Source organism: Cytobacillus sp. C11.1 (genome assembly GCF_058145115.1).
Map to the genome: position 1 here is coordinate 4202343 of NZ_CM176935.1, position 17272 is coordinate 4219614.

General features: G+C 42.0%; 16 protein-coding genes. All 16 read right to left on the reverse strand.

Annotation, left to right across the window (positions count from 1 at the left end):
* Positions 1–141: 141 nt before the first annotated feature.
* Positions 142–363, reverse strand: a complete 222-nt coding sequence (locus tag AC3ZVC_RS20765) for a YlzJ-like family protein (protein ID WP_144542549.1) — start codon at positions 361–363, stop codon at positions 142–144.
* On the reverse strand, positions 360–1112 hold the full coding sequence (locus AC3ZVC_RS20770) for a ClpP family protease (protein WP_214728503.1): 753 nt from the start codon (positions 1110–1112) through the stop codon (positions 360–362). Before AC3ZVC_RS20770 ends, AC3ZVC_RS20765 begins: the two co-directional genes overlap by 4 nt.
* Positions 1113–1267: 155 nt before the next feature.
* Entirely contained in the window at positions 1268–2935 is a 1668-nt protein-coding gene (locus AC3ZVC_RS20775) for a ribonuclease J (RefSeq protein ID WP_490065046.1), read from the reverse strand.
* Between the two features lie 473 nt (positions 2936–3408).
* Positions 3409–4275, reverse strand: a complete 867-nt coding sequence (dapA, locus tag AC3ZVC_RS20780; RefSeq protein ID WP_490065047.1) for a 4-hydroxy-tetrahydrodipicolinate synthase — start codon at positions 4273–4275, stop codon at positions 3409–3411.
* A 154-nt stretch (positions 4276–4429) separates the two neighbouring features.
* Entirely contained in the window at positions 4430–5674 is a 1245-nt protein-coding gene (gene dapG / locus AC3ZVC_RS20785; protein ID WP_490065048.1) for an aspartate kinase, read from the reverse strand.
* 44 nt (positions 5675–5718) lie between these two features.
* Positions 5719–6768: an aspartate-semialdehyde dehydrogenase gene (gene asd, locus AC3ZVC_RS20790; protein WP_490065049.1), complete on the reverse strand. Its 1050-nt coding sequence runs from the start codon at positions 6766–6768 to the stop codon at positions 5719–5721.
* 295 nt (positions 6769–7063) lie between these two features.
* On the reverse strand, positions 7064–7663 hold the full coding sequence (gene dpaB, locus AC3ZVC_RS20795; RefSeq protein ID WP_490065050.1) for a dipicolinate synthase subunit B: 600 nt from the start codon (positions 7661–7663) through the stop codon (positions 7064–7066).
* Complete coding sequence (dpaA, locus tag AC3ZVC_RS20800) at positions 7660–8562, reverse strand: dipicolinic acid synthetase subunit A (protein ID WP_490065051.1); 903 nt, start codon at positions 8560–8562, stop codon at positions 7660–7662. Before dpaA ends, dpaB begins: the two co-directional genes overlap by 4 nt.
* A gap of 452 nt (positions 8563–9014) precedes the next feature.
* On the reverse strand, positions 9015–9269 hold the full coding sequence (locus AC3ZVC_RS20805; protein ID WP_490065052.1) for a YlmC/YmxH family sporulation protein: 255 nt from the start codon (positions 9267–9269) through the stop codon (positions 9015–9017).
* A gap of 123 nt (positions 9270–9392) precedes the next feature.
* A complete protein-coding gene (locus tag AC3ZVC_RS20810) occupies positions 9393–10628 on the reverse strand; it encodes a M16 family metallopeptidase (RefSeq protein WP_490065053.1) in 1236 nt (411 codons plus the stop codon).
* 41 nt (positions 10629–10669) lie between these two features.
* Complete coding sequence (locus AC3ZVC_RS20815; protein ID WP_490065054.1) at positions 10670–11686, reverse strand: polysaccharide deacetylase family protein; 1017 nt, start codon at positions 11684–11686, stop codon at positions 10670–10672.
* A 178-nt stretch (positions 11687–11864) separates the two neighbouring features.
* A complete protein-coding gene (gene pnp, locus AC3ZVC_RS20820; RefSeq protein ID WP_490065055.1) occupies positions 11865–13985 on the reverse strand; it encodes a polyribonucleotide nucleotidyltransferase in 2121 nt (706 codons plus the stop codon).
* Between the two features lie 505 nt (positions 13986–14490).
* On the reverse strand, positions 14491–14760 hold the full coding sequence (gene rpsO / locus AC3ZVC_RS20825; RefSeq protein ID WP_490065056.1) for a 30S ribosomal protein S15: 270 nt from the start codon (positions 14758–14760) through the stop codon (positions 14491–14493).
* Positions 14761–14882: 122 nt separating this feature from the next.
* A complete protein-coding gene (ribF, locus tag AC3ZVC_RS20830) occupies positions 14883–15833 on the reverse strand; it encodes a bifunctional riboflavin kinase/FAD synthetase (RefSeq protein ID WP_490065057.1) in 951 nt (316 codons plus the stop codon).
* Between the two features lie 77 nt (positions 15834–15910).
* Positions 15911–16828, reverse strand: a complete 918-nt coding sequence (gene truB, locus AC3ZVC_RS20835) for a tRNA pseudouridine(55) synthase TruB (RefSeq protein WP_490065058.1) — start codon at positions 16826–16828, stop codon at positions 15911–15913.
* A gap of 56 nt (positions 16829–16884) precedes the next feature.
* Entirely contained in the window at positions 16885–17265 is a 381-nt protein-coding gene (gene rbfA, locus AC3ZVC_RS20840; protein WP_110065649.1) for a 30S ribosome-binding factor RbfA, read from the reverse strand.
* Positions 17266–17272: the final 7 nt, after the last annotated feature.

Sequence of the window (17272 nt, forward strand, 5' to 3'; positions counted from 1 at the left end):
ATCATCCAAATTCAATTATGTAATCATTCCGGATTTACCAGCTATGAAAGAAGAAGCAGCCATTTTTTGGCTGCTTCTAAAGTTACTTTTATTATATCACAATGCTTCTTGAGAAGGTGATGATAAAAATATAAAAAGGTCTTAGGATAGCTGGGATAGAGTGATCATGGATCCCGGCGTGTATCTTTCATCCATATAGTGGGATGGGTCACTGCTCATTACCCGCAAAATTCGGCATTCCTGACCTGCATTCATTTCTACAAGAAGAGGGATTCCTTCATAAGACACAATCTTCTGCTTGCCAAAATCATCATTCTCAGTTTGGTAAATCAGTTCCTGAGGCATCATTGTATACAAGATCATTGGACAATCACTTCTTCTTTTGGCTTATTCATATCAATTAATTCATTTAGCTTTGCGAGCGCTGGGCCTACACCGCCAACTTCATCAATCAATCCATATTCAACTGCGTCCCTTCCTACAACGTTTGTTCCTATGTCGCGTGTGAGGTTGCCTTTGTCAAACATGAGGTCTTTAAATTTCTGTTCAGAAACATTTGAATGTTTGGTTACAAAATTAATAACCCTGTCCTGCATTTTATCCATATATTCAAAGGTTTGCGGAACCCCAATCACAAGGCCTGTCAGCCTGATTGGGTGGATGGTCATCGTAGCTGTTTCAGCTATGAACGAGTAATCACATGACACAGCAATAGGTACACCAATTGAATGGCCTCCCCCAAGAACAATGGAGACAGTTGGCTTGGATAATGAAGCAAGCATTTCGGAGATGGCCAGCCCTGCTTCCACATCTCCTCCCACAGTATTCAGAATGACAAGCAGTCCTTCAATTTTAGGATTTTGCTCAATCGCCACAATTTGAGGAATTAAATGCTCATATTTTGTGGTTTTATTTTGCGGCGGAAGCTGTAGATGCCCCTCTATTTGCCCAACAATCGTTAAGCAATGGATTTTGGAATCCTGTGACAGCTGCGGGACATTTGTTTGGCCAAGCTGCTGAATTTTTTCCATAAGGCCTGACGGTTTATCTTCTTTAGGCTGTTCTTGCCCTTCTCCGCTCTCAGTACGGTTATTTTGTATATCGTTTTCCATCCTTATTTCTCCCTTCAAGCAATATATTGTTAGTATGAACTCTGGATAGTTTTTCATGCGTGATAATGTTTGCGGAAGATTTTAAAAGCAGAGCAGATAAAAGTTAACCTAAAAAGAAAAACAGCCCGGCACTTACCAGGCTGCTTCTAAGGCGATTAACCTTCCATAAGGATAGGCAGGATCATCGGCCTCCGTTTTGTTTTTTCATAAAGATATTGATTCAGGCTGTCTCGCATATCCTGTTTTATGCCCGACCAGTCAAATGCTTCTCTGACAAGATTGTGCTCGACCGCTTCTTTTACTATTTTGACTGCTTCTTCAAGCAGCTTTTCTGATTCCCTGACATACACGAACCCTCTTGTAATGATTTCAGGCCCAGCTGAGATTTTTTTCTCGCGTTTATTCAAGGTGACCACAACCAATAAAATTCCATCCTGCGAGAGGAGCTTTCGGTCTCTTAAAACGATGTTTCCAACATCCCCTACTCCAATGCCATCAATCAAAACATTGCCGGAAGGGATTTTTCCGCCAGATAAAATTTTGCCGTTTTTGATTTCAGCTACATCCCCTTTATCCGGGATGAAGATTTGTTCATTTGTTAAACCGCACTCCTTAGCAACCCCTGCGTGGGCTTTCAGCATACGGTATTCACCATGTACCGGAATAAAAAATTTCGGACTCATAAGGTTGATCATGAATTTAAGCTCTTCCTGGCTTCCATGGCTGGAGGTATTAAACGTACCCTTCCCTGAAATCACTTCAGCACCGGCTCTGAATAGCATGTCAACTGTTTTAAAAATAAAGACTTCCGTTCCCCTTAACGGAGATGCGGCAAGCAGGACTGTATCGCCCTTTTTAATATTTACCTGTCTGTGGGACTGCTTAGCCATTTTTTGAAGAGCTTCAATCGGTTCTCCCTGCGAACCAGTCGTGAGTACAGCGATTTCATTGTCTTGGTATTTTCCGATTTCCGAAACGGGAATGATTAAGTCATCCCCTACCTGCAGATATCCCAATTGCAGGGCTATATCATAAATTTTTTGAAGGCTTTTTCCGACAACCGCCACTTTTCTGCCGGTTTCCAGCGCAGCATCAAAAATATGCTGGATGCGGATTAGGTCGGAAGCAAATGAAGCAGCAATTACCCTTCCTTTGGCAGCATAAAAGGCAGCTGTCATTTCTCTGGCAACTTTAGCTTCTGAGTTTGTATATCCTGGCTTTTCTGCTTCAGTGCTGTCGGATAGAAGGCATAGTACCCCCTCTTCGCCCAGGCGCGACATTTTTCCTATATCAGGCTTATAAAGCGAGGCTGCTGCCTGATCAAACTTAAAATCGCCCGTATATACGATAGCACCCTCTGAAGTATGGATGGCAACTCCCACACTGTCCGGAATGCTGTGACTAGTCCTAAAAAAGGTAACTTCAGCCGAATCGAACTCAAGCTTTGAATCTGAATTTATTTCAATAAATTTGGCTTTACCTTTGTATTCCTGTTCCTTCAGTTTTGCCTTTGCAAGCGCAAGCGTCAGCTTTGTCCCATAAACAGGAACATTGACCTTAGCCAATATATAAGAAAGGGCTCCGATATGATCTTCATGCCCATGTGTTAAAAAGATTCCCTGTACCCTTTCTTTATTTTGGACTAGATAAGTAATATCCGGGATTACAATATCAATTCCGAGCATTTCATTTTCAGGGAACATTAATCCAGCATCGACAACGTAAATGTCTTCGTCCACCTCTGCTAAATACATATTTTTCCCCAGTTCACCGACTCCTCCAAGTGCTGTTAACTTGATGCTTTCATTCTGTCTCTTTTTCAATGTACGTTTCCTCCCATGCATGTTCAGCCGATCAAGATCAGTTATCCTCATTATACTTGATGTTCTAAAACCATGACAACCAAATTTATACAAAGGGTAAGCGCTGCCAGGCTTAGAAATACTCAGTATCCTTTGGATATAGATTTCGCGCCTTATAACGGCAGCTTTTTGAAAGGAGCAGTTTTTACTCCTTCACAAACACGGTTTATGTACAGGATTCTGTTCTCTGATTGAGATTTATTAGGGTAATAGAGCGCTTATAAAGACGATTCTTTTCCATGGATGAAGAATATGGGCTTCACAGAGAGTTTATGAAGACGATTTTTCCATGACCAGTCGAAATTTGGGCCGCATAGTGCCTTCATAAAGACGATATTACCTATCGCAAAAGGGGAATGTTCTTCATAGTCCTGCTTTATAGAAGTAGAAAAGCCAATCAGCTTAATATCTGATTGGCTTAACTCTTAATTTAATTATTTGAATAATGCAGCTATTGCATTTCTCTCCTGCTCGGTTAAAGGAACCATCGGTAGGCGGACGGATCCGACATCAAGTCCCTTGATTTGAAGCGCTGTTTTTACAGGCACTGGGCTTGGAGCATTGAAAAGCCCTTCCATAATCGGAAGAATCTGCTGGTGTATTTTTGCTGCCTTTTCATTATCACCGTTAAGATAGGCATTGACCATTTCCTGCATTTCGTTTCCAATTACATGAGAAGCAACAGATACAATTCCTGTTCCTCCAATTGCCATACATGGAAGAGTAAGGCCATCATCACCGCTATAAAGCAAGAAATCGTCATCAGTATTGGCAATTATTTTTGCCATTGCATTCAGATCACCGCTCGCTTCCTTCACTGCAACAATGTTTGGAATTTTGGAGAGGCGGATAACCGTCTCCGGCAGAATATTTACGGAGGAGCGCCCAGGAATGTTATATACCATTAACGGAAGCTTCGTATTTTCTGCGATTGCCTTGAAATGCTGATACAGCCCTTCCTGATTTGGCTTATTGTAATATGGTGCAACGATCATGATCGCATCTACACCAATTTGTTCTGCTTTTTTCGTTAATTCGATTGATTCATAGGTATTGTTGCTGCCAGTACCGGCAATAACGGGTACACGTTTGTCAGCCACCTTTACTGCGTGCTGGAACAGTGCCAGCTTTTCCTCTTTGGACAGTGTTGGGGACTCGCCGGTTGTTCCGGCGACAACGATTGAATCTGTACCGTTTTCGATAAGATGGTTGATAAGCTGTGTCGTTTTAGGGAAATCAATATGTCCCTTATGATCGAACGGCGTTACCATTGCTGTGGATACTCGACCAAATAAAACCATTTTTACACTCCTTGCGGCTGTTCAAAAAGTACGGGGAAAAGAAGCGGTCAAATCTGCTTGCACGTGATGACGGGGCGGCCTCTAACGGGCTGCATCAGCTTTCTTTACTGTACTTTTCACCCATCTTTATGAACTTTTATATTTTTTCAACAAATTAAATATCTGTTCTCTCATATTCTGTCAGATCTTGTTCAAGATGAAAAGCATCATGCAATGCATTTACCGCTTTTGTAAGATCTGCTTGCTTAACCAAAACCCAGATGGTTGTATGGCTGTCTGCGGATTGCAGAATGCGGATACCCTGCTCGGATAGGGCCGTAACAATTCTGGAAGCCACACCAGGAACCCCCTGCATACCTGCTCCGACGACAGATACTTTAGCGCACTCTCTTTCCACCAGCGGATCATGGCCAAGGCTCTTTAGAATGCTAATGGCTTTATCGGTCATTTCTTCAGTTACCGTATAATTTACGCCATTGGGATAAATGTTGATAAAGTCTACACTGATCCCCTGGTTTGCCATTGCCTTAAATACCACTGATTGTAGATCATATTGGTCCTTCTTAGCAAGAACCTTAATCTGGGTTACATTGGATAGGTGTGCTATTCCGGTAACAGACCGTTCCTTAATATCTGTACCTCGTCTATTTTTATTAAGAGTTGTGACAAGAGTTCCGGGACTGTCCGAATAAGTTGAACGGATCCGAATTGGAATCTTTGCCTGCATTGCAATTTCTACTGCGCGAGGATGAATAACCTTCGCACCCTGGTATGCCATGTTGCAGACCTCAGTGTAAGTCACAACTGACAGCGGCCGTGCATTTTCTGCAATTCGCGGGTCAGCTGTCATAATGCCTTCTACATCTGTAAAAATATCAATCCACTCTGCATTTAGTGCCGCACCGAGTGCAGCTGCGGAGGTGTCGCTGCCTCCCCTGCCGATTGTGGTAACATCACCGTTCTTCGAAGATCCCTGGAAGCCTGCCACGACGACTACTTCATGCTCTTCTAATTCTTTTAGGAGCCTGTCACATTTCATATCAATAATTTTTGCGTTTGTATGATCATTATTTGTCCTAAATCCTGCCTGCGCGCCCGTTAAGGCTACCGCATTAATGCCGTTATCTTTGAGCATGTTTGAAAAAACCACACTCGAAATCACTTCACCGCAGGATAAAAGAAGGTCTGTTTCCCGCTTGCTAATCTTGCTGCTGTTTCCTTCTACAAGGGAAAGCAAGGTATCTGTTGCATATGGGTCACCTTTTCGCCCCATTGCTGAAACGACAACTACAACCTTATATCCATCAGCCAGCGCTTTCTGAATATGCTTAAGTGCATGATCACGGCTATCTATATCGCGTACTGATGTGCCTCCATATTTTTGAACGATAATATTCATTAAAACACCTCTAACTTCTCTTTACATGAAGAGAAACTCGTTAACTACTTGACTAAACCAAGCTTAATTAAGCTTTCGGCAATTTGCACGGAGTTCCATGCTGCCCCTTTTAGAAGATTATCAGAAACAACCCACATATGGAAGCCTTTATCCTCATCTAAGTCTTTGCGGATACGGCCTACGAATACATCATTTTTCCCAACACATTCAGCAGGCATCGGGTACATTTGGTTTGCCGGATCATCCTGCAGGACAACTCCTGGTGCATTTTCCAGAAGGCTCTTTACTTCATTCGCCGTTACATCATTTGAATCCACTTCAAAATAAAGTGATTCCGAATGGCCTGTTGCCACCGGAAGGCGCACGCATGTAGCTGCCACTTGCAGTTCCGGCATATGCATAATTTTCTTTGTTTCGTTAATCATTTTCATCTCTTCAAAAGTGTATCCATTATCCTGAAACTTATCAATTTGCGGAATCGCATTGAAAGCAATTTGATAGTGCTTTTTATCGCCTTTGACCGGAAGAATTGCCGGTTCAAACTCTTCATTATTTATAATTGCCTTTGTCTGCTCGTTAAGCTCATCTACAGCTGCTGCTCCTGAACCTGATACAGCCTGGTAAGTAGATACAATCACTTTTTTCAAACCGTACTTTTCCTTAACAGGCTGAAGGGCTACAACCATTTGGATTGTAGAACAGTTTGGATTCGCAATAATGCCATTATGCTTGTTAAGATCCTCTTCGTTAACCTCAGGAACAACAAGCGGCACATTTGGATCCATACGGAAAGCACTTGTATTATCCACCACAATTGCACCGTGTTCAACCGCATGGGGGGCAAGCTCTTGTGAGACACTGCCTCCAGCACTGAATAATGCGATATCCACACCTTTGAAGCTTTCAGGCTTTGCTTCCTGAACGGTAAACTCCTGTCCTCTAAAAGTAACCTTCGAACCTGCAGAACGTGCTGATGATAAAAGAGTTAATTGTGAGATAGGAAAATCTCTGTTTTCAAGTGTTTGAATCATTTGCTGGCCAACTGCACCAGTTGCACCTACTACTGCTACATGAAATCCTTTTTTCTGTTCCAATTTCCTTTTCCCCTTCCAGTACCAATATATTTTTCTAGCAAAATTAGTTTTTTAGTGAAAAAGCAATATGCCCAGAATTCAATAGAACGGCGGCCAAATTAAATTGGCAGCCGCCTTCCTGCCTTTAACGTTAGAATGGCAGGTATCCATTTATATTATCAGCATATTGGCCATAATCCCAAGGTGTTAATAAAGCATTTTTAAACACAGCTTGGAGGTTGGTTATCTTAATAACTTTTATTCTAACATATTCGTTCACTAAAGGACTAAATTTTTTTGCTAGAAAAAATAGGGGCTATTGATCGTCTTTATACCTTTCCACTACAACAGGCTGCAGCTGCTTGCCCTCCATCGCATGCAGAATTGTGTCTGACAATGCAGTCATTCTTGCTACCATCGAATTTGGCTTTTTCACTGGGTCATCCTGTCCGTAAGGGATAAAAAAAATATTTTTGGTTGCCATTAGTCTCATTAAGTTTACACCATTCAAACCAAGCGCATCATTTGTCGAGATTCCCAGAACGACGGGTTTTCCATTTCTAAGTGTGGCTTTTGCCGCCATTAATACCGGTGAATCGGTCATGGCATTTGCAAATTTGCTCATGGAGTTTCCAGTTAATGGAGCAACGACCATGCAATCAAGCGGAATTTTGGGTCCAAGCGGCTCAGCCTTTACGATTGAATCGATCACCTTATTGCCTGTTAAATCTTCAATTCTTTGTACCCAGTCTTCTCCATTGCCGAATCTCGTTTCCGTACTTTTAACTGTAAAGGTAACAACAGGAAGCACCTCTGCACCTGCGTTAACCAGCTTTTCTATTTCCGGAAACACAGCGTCATACGTACAATGGGATCCCGTTAATCCAAATCCGATTCTTTTCCCTTTTAAACTCATATTGTATTCTCCTTTCTCTTTTGCAAATCTTCCCTAATCAATTGAGAAAGAACGTTCGCCAATATTTGCCCTGCCGTCTTTGGAGCGACAATTCCAGGCAATCCTGGGGCAAGCAGAGCTTTCACTCCCCGCTTTTCCGCATAGCGGAAATCAGTGCCTCCAGGCTTGGAAGCAAGGTCAATAATGAGGGTATGTGCCGGCATTTTAGAAATAACAGAAGCTGTTACAACCAAATGAGGTGCTGTATTAATGCAAATATCTGTATCCTTTACCGCATCCTCGATATCTTTTAAGTGAAATGGAGTAAGTCCCATTTCTGAAATCCGGGCAATATGTTCACTCTTTCTTGCCCCTACTTTCACTTTTGCTCCCAAAGCATGGAATGTTCTGGCTACACTCATTCCTACTCTTCCAAGCCCAATAACCGCAATATTGGAACCATGAATGGTAAAATCCGTATGCTGGATAGCCATCATAATTGTTCCTTCAACAGTTGGAATGGAATTGTATATTGCCACGTCATCTCTCTCGAATAATTGCACAAGGCGGCGGTCTGCCTGCTTTGTAATTCCTGTTAAATAAGAATTTGTTATGCCAGAATAAACTGTACAATGCGTAGGGGTTTGCGAAAGTATTTCTTCCTCAAAAACCACCTTTTCATTGGAGAATATCGTCTCAATCTGGCCCTCCAGGCCCGTGCCAGGCACTGGCAGGATAATGGCGTCTATATTGGAAAAGTCCACTTCATCTATTTTTTCTTTTACCGCACCAGAAAACGCATGATCCAGCTGCTCGAAACCAATTAATGAGAGCTTTGCATCAAGCTCTGTTAGTTTCCTGATGATTTCCAGCTGCCTTGCATCACCGCCGATAACTGCAATTTGGGTTCCTGTCAGCATGCAACACTCACCTTCTTTTTTCTTTCTTTCTTGAAGAAAGCATATATTTTTGAAGCCATTTATTCGCCTGGCTTCGGGTAAAAATGTACTCGCACCGGCAACGCCACTGTACAATAGCTGTGGCACGAGACAGCAATTGCATAAGCAGGTTTACCTTTGAATAAAATGTGGCGCATTTCATGGCCGGCAATTTCATGTAAATACCATATAGGAATTGTTATATTGAACTACTTCAACATCTTATGTACGCAAGGCGCAATAGGTGAGTTTTCCACCTAAAAGAAAATGGGTTTATAATTGAAAAGATGAAAGGTAATAACTGAAAAAGAAATGGAGAAAGGAAAACGAGGAATTGCTTAATACATGCCGTTTAAGCGGCGTATGCTAATAAGCTAAACTGCGAGTAGGCAAAAATAAAAAAGGACCCTTCCCGGCCCTTCTTCAGCAGCATTTTATTCAGTTTCTTCGTCATTTTCCGGTATATCGATAATAATCATGTCATTGCCGATTTTTCTGATATGCTGCCAGGAAACCCTGATTTCATCTCCATGCCGTTTGAATCCAAACCATTTCAAAGAGGGGATAAGCAAAGCCTGAATTTGTCCGTTTTTTTCATTAATCTCAAGATCTGTCTGCCCAAGGACTCCCAGCCGTTCTGCCCTTTTTACATCAACGATTTCTTTTCCGCTTAACTCACTTAATCTCATGATCAGCCCTCCTTTTCTTCCTCTATATATCTTTATCTCTTATCCGCCATTTTTAGAAGTCTTGGACAAAAGAAAACAGCCTGGCAGTGGCACAGGCTGTTTTTGAGTATTTTTATACTGATTTTAAAGATTTTTAGGAAGCTCTCCATCCGGGCTGATTAATGCCACAGAGTATTTATCCGTAAATATGGTATTCGCCATATTGTTCACACCCTGCATGGATACGGCATCAATTTCCTCAACAATTTCATCCATAGAGCGGTGGCGCCCAAGCAGAAGCTCATTTTTGCCGTTTCGGCTCATTCTGCTGTTTGTGCTTTCAAGGCTCAGCATTAAGCTGCCTTTAAGCTGTTCTTTACTGTTGTTCAGCTCCTTGTCAGTAATGCCTTCCTTTTTAAGCGTAGCCAGCGTTTCCTGAATGGTGTCAAACAGGACGTCCAGCTGCTTTGCCCCCGTTCCGCCATAAAGCGTCACAATACCGCTATCCTGGAATGCAGAATGATAGGAAAAGACTGAGTAAGCTAATCCTCTTTGCTCCCTCACATCCTGGAACAGACGGCTGCTCATGCTTCCGCCCAGAATATTATTTAGGACAATTAGGTTGTAAATATCCTTATGTCCAACCTGTAATCCTTCAAATCCAAGGCAAAGATGTGCTTGCTCGGTATCCTTTTTGCGGGCAATATGGTTTGAATGGAAATCAGGTTTCTGTTCTGCTCTTTCCCTGCTGCCGCCTTCGTAGGAACCGAAATATTTTTCTACTTCCTTAATAAAGGATTCAGTAATATTTCCGGCAATGGAGATAACGACATTTTCAGGTGTGTATGTTTCATGCATGTATTGTTTCAATGTATCGCCGTTAAACGTTGCAAGTGTTCCTTCAGATCCAAGGATTGGATAACCAAGGGAATGATTTTCATAGATCGCTTTGCTTAAAAGATCATGGACTATATCATCCGGTGTGTCCTCATACATTTTGATTTCTTCGTACACGACATTTTTTTCTTTATTCAGTTCTTCATCAACAAAAGTAGAGTTAAAGAACATATCCGAGAGTACTTCCAGGGCAAAATCCGAATGTGTATCCAGAACCTTTGCATAATAGCAGGTATACTCTTTCGAAGTAAAGGCGTTAACCTGGCCCCCAATGCTATCAAAACTCTCAGCAATTTCCCGGGCAGATCTTGTTTTCGTTCCCTTGAAAAACATATGCTCAAGGAAATGGGAAATTCCGTTATTTTCAGTATCTTCGTTTCGTGAGCCTGTTCCGATCCAAACTCCTATCGCCACGGAACGCACGGTTGGAATATTTTCTAGTACGACTCTTACTCCGTTTTGGCAAGTATATTTCTTTATCAAATAAATTCCTCCTGTTCTGAAACCCTAGACATACGCTTCCATTAGTTTATATCATTAATGTTATTTTTTCCAAAACCCTGATTATTATTTTCCCGATTCTGGATTCTATTTTCACTTAATAGTTCAGAAACCGTCCCAATTTGGAGATTTTTCTGCTTTAGACCCAAGATTAATTGATTCAGCGATTTTTCAGTCGAATCAGTCGGGTGCATTAAAATTAATGCCCCATTATGAACCTTGCTTAAAACCCGATTAATTAGCTGCTCTGGTGATGGCTTTTTCCAATCTACTGTATCAACTGTCCACATAACCGTACCGAGGTTTTCTTGTGCCGCAATTTTGACAATTTCGTCTCTATAGCTCCCGCTTGGCGGGGCAAACCATGTAATCTGCTTACGCGTATTTTCAGCCATGGTGGCTTCAATTACATCGTTGGTCTTCTGGATTTCTTCCCTTGCCTTTGCAGAAGATATCACTTTCATATCTGGATGAGTATATGAGTGATTGCCAACTTCATGGCCGGCATCCATGATCAATCTGGCAAGCTCCGGATTATTCTTTACCCATCTTCCTTCTAGGAAAAAACTCGCAGATACATTATGCTTTTTCAAAGTGGCAAGCATTCCTGATAAATATTCATTTCCCCACGCAACATTTATTATGAAACTGACCATTGGTTTATCAGGATGGCCTTTATATACAGGAGCCGGGGGAAGATCACTTAGCTTTACTTTAGGTTCCACCTGTTTAAAAACAAGCTTTTCTTCGTTAAACTTTTTCCCTGCCTTCATCTTTTTATAGGATGTCTTAACATCAACTGCAATTCCATTGTAGCCTGGTATGGCTTTCCAGACGGGATCTATTTTTGCATCCTGAGCAGGTATGCTGTATTCGGCTGCTTTAGCCTCTATTTCATCATAAAGGGAGTCTTGAGGCTTTGACACCGCCACTGCCCCCGAGTCCTCTTTCAATCCTGCAACGTATTGATCTGTAAGCGGGTTATTGACAAACACTAATGCGATAACAAACATAATAGCAATATGGATAAACTTTCTCATTCTGCATGCCTCCTTCCATTCATATTATGATTTGAAGGGACAAGGTAGAACGAATGGGTTTTGCAAAGTTATGTATTTAGACAGCCGAAACCTCAAGAATTTAAATATGTAAAAAGCCAGGGTTTCCCCTGGCTTTATTGGAATTTCAGCAGGCTGCTGCTTCTTCCGATTTTCTTTATTACTGCTGAGCTTTTTCCTTTTGCTCACGCTGTTCACGCAATACCGCTTTGCGGGAAAGGTTTACGCGGCCCTGCTTATCAATTTCAGTTACTTTTACTAAAAGTTCGTCACCAATGGATACCACGTCTTCCACTTTTCCAACACGCTCTTCAGCAAGTTCGGAAATGTGGACTAATCCGTCTTTTCCAGCGAAAATTTCAACAAATGCACCGAATTTTTCAATTCGTTTTACCTTGCCTAGGTACATTTGTCCAACTTCAACTTCACGTACGATGTCTTCGATGATTTTTTTCGCTTTTTGGTTCATCGCTTCGTCTACTGAAGAAATGAAAACAGTTCCATCCTGCTCGATATCGATTTTAACACCTGTTTCTTCGATGATCTTATTGATTTGCTTGCCGCTTGGTCCAATAACATCACGGATTTTATCAGGATTAATTGACATCATTAAGATCTTAGGAGCATATTCGGAAAGCTCTTTTCTCGGCTGTTCAATCGTGCTCAGCATGGAGTCAAGAATCTGCATGCGGCCTTTTTTCGCCTGCTGAAGTGCTTCCTCAAGGATTTCACGGGATAGGCCTTCAATTTTAATATCCATTTGAAGGGCAGTTACACCCTTGGAAGTTCCTGCAACTTTGAAGTCCATGTCGCCAAGGTGGTCTTCCATACCCTGGATATCAGTTAAAATGGAGTAATGCTCTCCTGATTTAATAAGTCCCATTGCAATACCTGCTACTGGGGCTTTAATCGGAACACCTGCATCCATCATCGCCAAAGTACTTGCACAAATACTTGCCTGGGATGTTGAACCATTTGATTCCAATACTTCCGAAACAAGTCGGATCGTATATGGGAAGTCTTTCTCAGATGGAATAATCGGTTCCAATGCACGCTCACCCAGAGCACCATGTCCGATTTCACGACGGCCCGGTCCTCTAATTGGACCTGTCTCGCCCACACTGAAGTTAGGGAAGTTATAGTGGTGCATAAATCTCTTTTCTTCTTCAATTCCCAAACCATCCAGAATCTGAACGTCTCCAAGTGCACCCAATGTACAAATGCTCAGGGCCTGTGTTTGTCCGCGCGTAAATAATCCCGAGCCATGAGTACGAGGAAGCAAGTCAACTTCAGAAGATAGCGGGCGGATTACATCCAGGCCTCGGCCATCAGGGCGTACTTTGTCTTCAGTAATTAAACGGCGCACTTCTGCTTTTACAATTTTATCAAGGATTTGCTTGATTTGCTTAAGCTTGTCGTCATCCGCTTCTTCTGCTTCATATTTAGCTGTAATTTCTTCTTTTACAGCTTTTATGGCAGCTTCACGCGCATGTTTCTCCTGCACTTGAATTGCAGCAATCATATCCTTCTCACAGATGCCGCGCACTTCAGCCTCAAGATCCTGGTCAACCTGGTATAAAACTACTTCCATTTTCTCTTTGCCAATCTCAGCCGCAATCTCTTCCTGGAAGGCGATCAGGCGTTTAATTTCTTCATGGCCAAACATGATGGCTTCAAGCATAATCTCTTCCGGTACTTCTTCCGCACCAGCTTCAACCATGTTGATCGCATCCTTTGTTCCGGCAACAACAAGACTGATGTCGCTCTTTTCTGCCTGGTCCACAGATGGGTTGATAATGAATTCGCCATCAATACGGCCGACACTTACTCCGGCAATCGGTCCTCCGAAAGGTATATCAGAAACGCAAAGCGCCAATGACGAACCAAACATTGCAGCCATCTCGGATGAACAGTTTTGGTCTACACTCATGACCATGCTGACTACTTGTACATCATTTCTGAATCCGTCAGCAAATAATGGTCTGATCGGCCTATCAATTAAGCGGCTAGCCAAAATCGCTTTCTCGCTTGGACGGCCCTCTCTCTTAATAAAACCGCCCGGGATTTTACCAACTGCATATAAACGTTCCTCGTAGTTCACTGTCAGTGGAAAGAAATCCAGGTTTTTCGGTTCTTTTGATGCTGTAGCTGTACTAAGAACTACAGTATCTCCATAGCGCACTAAAGCAGCACCGTTAGCCTGCTTAGCCAGCTGGCCAATTTCAACGGTCAATTTGCGCCCAGCCCAGTCCAGGCTGTAGACATGTTTATCTTGTCCCATATTTTTACCCCTCTCTGCAATTCACTTGAAGACCGGCGTCTCATCTGCCTGGCCTATTCAATCATTATTTATCCTGCATTGGCTACCGATAATCCTGGACAAGGCACTAAAGTCCTTGTACTTGCATTACCCTCCAATGCTCCTAGCTAACTAAAATCTGAACTGTACCTGCAGCAGATTTAGTTTTTATATAGAAAAGCATTAGATGCTCTTAAATCATAAATAAAATATGCATATTATAGTATGCACAGTTTTCCCGCCCGCTAAAATAAGAAAAGATTATGTATGTACAAAAGAAAAGCGTATGACCCCCGCTTATCGGCGGCAAGTCCCTTGAGCCGATGGCGCCTCCTCCTAAAAGCAAACGCTATTAGCCTTGCGAAGAAAATTATGTCAAAGCCTTGTTTGTGAAGGTGGACAGTGCTAGTAAAAAGCACATGATTTGGAACAAAATTCAACTTTTTAAAGCTAATAAAAAAGCGGGAAAAAATCCCGCTTCTGTTGATTATCGACGTAAGCCAAGCTTATTGATTAACTCACGGTAACGTGCAACATCTTTGTTACGAAGGTAAGTCAATAGGTTACGACGCTTACCAACCATTTTCAAAAGACCGCGACGTGAATGGTGGTCTTTCTTATGAGTACGTAAATGGTCGTTCAAATTGTTGATTTCTTCAGTAAGGACAGCGATTTGAACTTCTGGATATCCAGTGTCGCTTTCATGAGTTTTGAACTCATTGATTAGCTCATTTTTACGTTCTTTAGTGATTGCCATCCGGTTCACCTCCTAATTTTTCAATCCCCTGTTACTGAGCAAGCGTCGGTGACTCGACTTGCCAAGCAAAGGTTCATTTGGTACGTTACTAAGAATACAACTTTTTGTGACAAAAAGCAAGGCTAAACCCTGTTTTTCTCAAAATATTGCATTGCATGCTGTTTATCTTTTCCGATTTGGCCGATCAATTCCTGAACACCCGAAAATTTTTGCTCGCTTCTTAGATGCCTATGCCATTCAACTGTAACTTTCCGGCCATAAATATCTTCGGAGAAATCAAATATATGAACTTCTACCGATGGCTTGTCCTCTTTTTCATTATTGAAGGTGGGTTTATAGCCAACATTGCATACACCTTCATGCCATTTGCCGTCCGTTAAAAGCCTTACGGAGTAAACACCGACCGGCGGAAGGATATATTCATCTAAAAGATCGATATTCGCGGTTGGAAAACCGATTGTCCGCCCTCTTTTATCGCCATGAACGACCACTCCGGAAGTAGTATAATGCCTCCCCAAAAGCTCCGGAAGTTCATCTGTTTTCCCTTGCCGGATGTATTTTCGTATAAGTGTGGAGCTTATTTTTTCATCTCCATTGGAAAGCTTTTCAATAACAGAATATTCGAATTGGCCTCTTGAATGAAACAAAAGTGTTTCCATTGTACCGCGGCCCATGCGGCCATATGAATAATCAAAGCCTGCAACCACATGTTTTGCATTAAGGGCGATCAAATAGTGATCAACGAATTCCTGCGGCAAAAGATTTGCAAATTCTCTTGTAAAATGGACGACAAATAAATAGTCGACGCCCAAATTTGCGATTATGCTGATTTTATCCTGGAGAGGCGTAATATATTCTACATGCTGAACACTTTTTCCCAATACCACTGAAGGATGGGGATCAAATGTCATAACCGCACTTTTTAAACCTTTTTGTCCAGCAATTGCTTTTGCTTGGAGAATGACTTTTTGGTGACCGCGATGCACTCCATCAAAATATCCAAGTGCTATTGCCATCTCAGGCATGTTATTCTTTTCTATATTATGGGGATGCTTAATATGAATTACTTCCATGCTTTAATTTCACCTTTTCTCTACAGAGCCTAGACCTTTAAGAATGCCCAAAAAGACCCTCTTTTTAAACAAGGACTTTAAATATCATTTCTTAACACTTTTACAGGCTTCATCAAACCCTGTTTCCTAGGGTGATGTTCATATATAGCTAACACAAAGCCGTCAAGAGTTTCAATGGCTATAGGACCTTTGGTGTCAAGCAAATGATCAGGGATAGTTAATACCGCCCCATTTTTTACTTTCTCTGCTACTTTATCACTTATTTGAAATTTCGGCAAATGAGAAAGCGCGGCTTCCATAGGCCGGAGAACCTCGGTAAAATTTCCTTTTTCCACCCGATCTTCAATCTCTTCAAAAGTTAAACAATCTTCCAGTGTAAGAGCTGCGGACTTAATTCTTACAAGCTCTGACATATGTGCCGGGTAACCAAGGTCGCTTCCGATCATGACAGCGAGTGTCCGGATATATGTCCCTTTGCTGCAGGCCACACGGAATCGGAAGGTGATGTTCTTACCTGTAAAATCAGCTCTGTCATCCAAAAGCTCAATCGAATAAATATGGACTTGCCTTGAGGGCCTTTCTACTTCAATTCCCTGTCTTGCATATTCATATAGCCTTTTGCCATTTACTTTAACAGCTGAAAACATTGGCGGCGTCTGTGTTATTTCACCAGTTAGGTTTCTCAATACAGCCAGTATTTGTTCTCGGGTAATTGGTGCATTTACATCTTTCCGCTCCACCACTTCACCTGATGCATCTTCCGTTGTAGTGGAAAAGCCAATCGTTACTTCACCTTCATAAGACTTCCCTGCATCTGTTATGTACTCTGCCACCTTCGTTGCCCTGCCAAGACAAATGGGAAGAACTCCAGTTACATCCGGATCGAGTGTTCCGGTATGGCCGATTTTTTTCATCCTTAAAATCTTGCGCAGCCTGAAGACACAATCATGGGATGTCATTCCTTTTGGTTTATAAAGCGGTAAAATCCCTTCCATTATGTATCACCTCATTTTAGAAAAAAATGGATAGACTAATGTCTATCCATTAAAAATTATTCTTCGTCTTTGGCGGAATCTTCGTCTTTGGAACGGCCTTCATCCTGTATCTGATGAAGCAATGACTCAATACGGTTACCGTAGTCAATGGATTCATCAAATTCAAACAGGATTTCCGGTGTTTTTCGAAGCCGAATTCTCTGGCCGATTTCTGATCGGATAAAGCCTTTTGCTTTAGCCAGTCCGCGAAGTGTATTTTCTCTCTGCTCCTCATCACCCAAAACAGAGATAAATACTGTTGCCTGCTGGAGGTCACCAGTAACTTGAACATCTGTTACCGTAACAAATCCAACCCGCGGATCCTTTATTTTCCGGCCGATAATTTCGCCCAGTTCTTTCTTCATTTGTTCTCCAACTCGATTTGCTCTAAGGCTCATTTCTATT

Coding starts and splice junctions, on each gene's coding strand:
- AC3ZVC_RS20765 (WP_144542549.1), bottom strand. CDS start 363: ATGATCTTGTATACAATGATGCCTCAGGAACTGATTTACCAAACTGAG.
- AC3ZVC_RS20770 (WP_214728503.1), bottom strand. CDS start 1,112: ATGGAAAACGATATACAAAATAACCGTACTGAGAGCGGAGAAGGGCAA.
- dapA (WP_490065047.1), bottom strand. CDS start 4,275: ATGGTTTTATTTGGTCGAGTATCCACAGCAATGGTAACGCCGTTCGAT.
- dapG (WP_490065048.1), bottom strand. CDS start 5,674: ATGAATATTATCGTTCAAAAATATGGAGGCACATCAGTACGCGATATA.
- dpaB (WP_490065050.1), bottom strand. CDS start 7,663: ATGAGTTTAAAAGGGAAAAGAATCGGATTTGGATTAACGGGATCCCAT.
- dpaA (WP_490065051.1), bottom strand. CDS start 8,562: ATGCTGACAGGAACCCAAATTGCAGTTATCGGCGGTGATGCAAGGCAG.
- AC3ZVC_RS20805 (WP_490065052.1), bottom strand. CDS start 9,269: ATGAGATTAAGTGAGTTAAGCGGAAAAGAAATCGTTGATGTAAAAAGG.
- AC3ZVC_RS20815 (WP_490065054.1), bottom strand. CDS start 11,686: ATGAGAAAGTTTATCCATATTGCTATTATGTTTGTTATCGCATTAGTG.
- pnp (WP_490065055.1), bottom strand. CDS start 13,985: ATGGGACAAGATAAACATGTCTACAGCCTGGACTGGGCTGGGCGCAAA.
- rpsO (WP_490065056.1), bottom strand. CDS start 14,760: ATGGCAATCACTAAAGAACGTAAAAATGAGCTAATCAATGAGTTCAAA.
- ribF (WP_490065057.1), bottom strand. CDS start 15,833: ATGGAAGTAATTCATATTAAGCATCCCCATAATATAGAAAAGAATAAC.
- truB (WP_490065058.1), bottom strand. CDS start 16,828: ATGGAAGGGATTTTACCGCTTTATAAACCAAAAGGAATGACATCCCAT.
- rbfA (WP_110065649.1), bottom strand. CDS start 17,265: ATGAGCCTTAGAGCAAATCGAGTTGGAGAACAAATGAAGAAAGAACTG.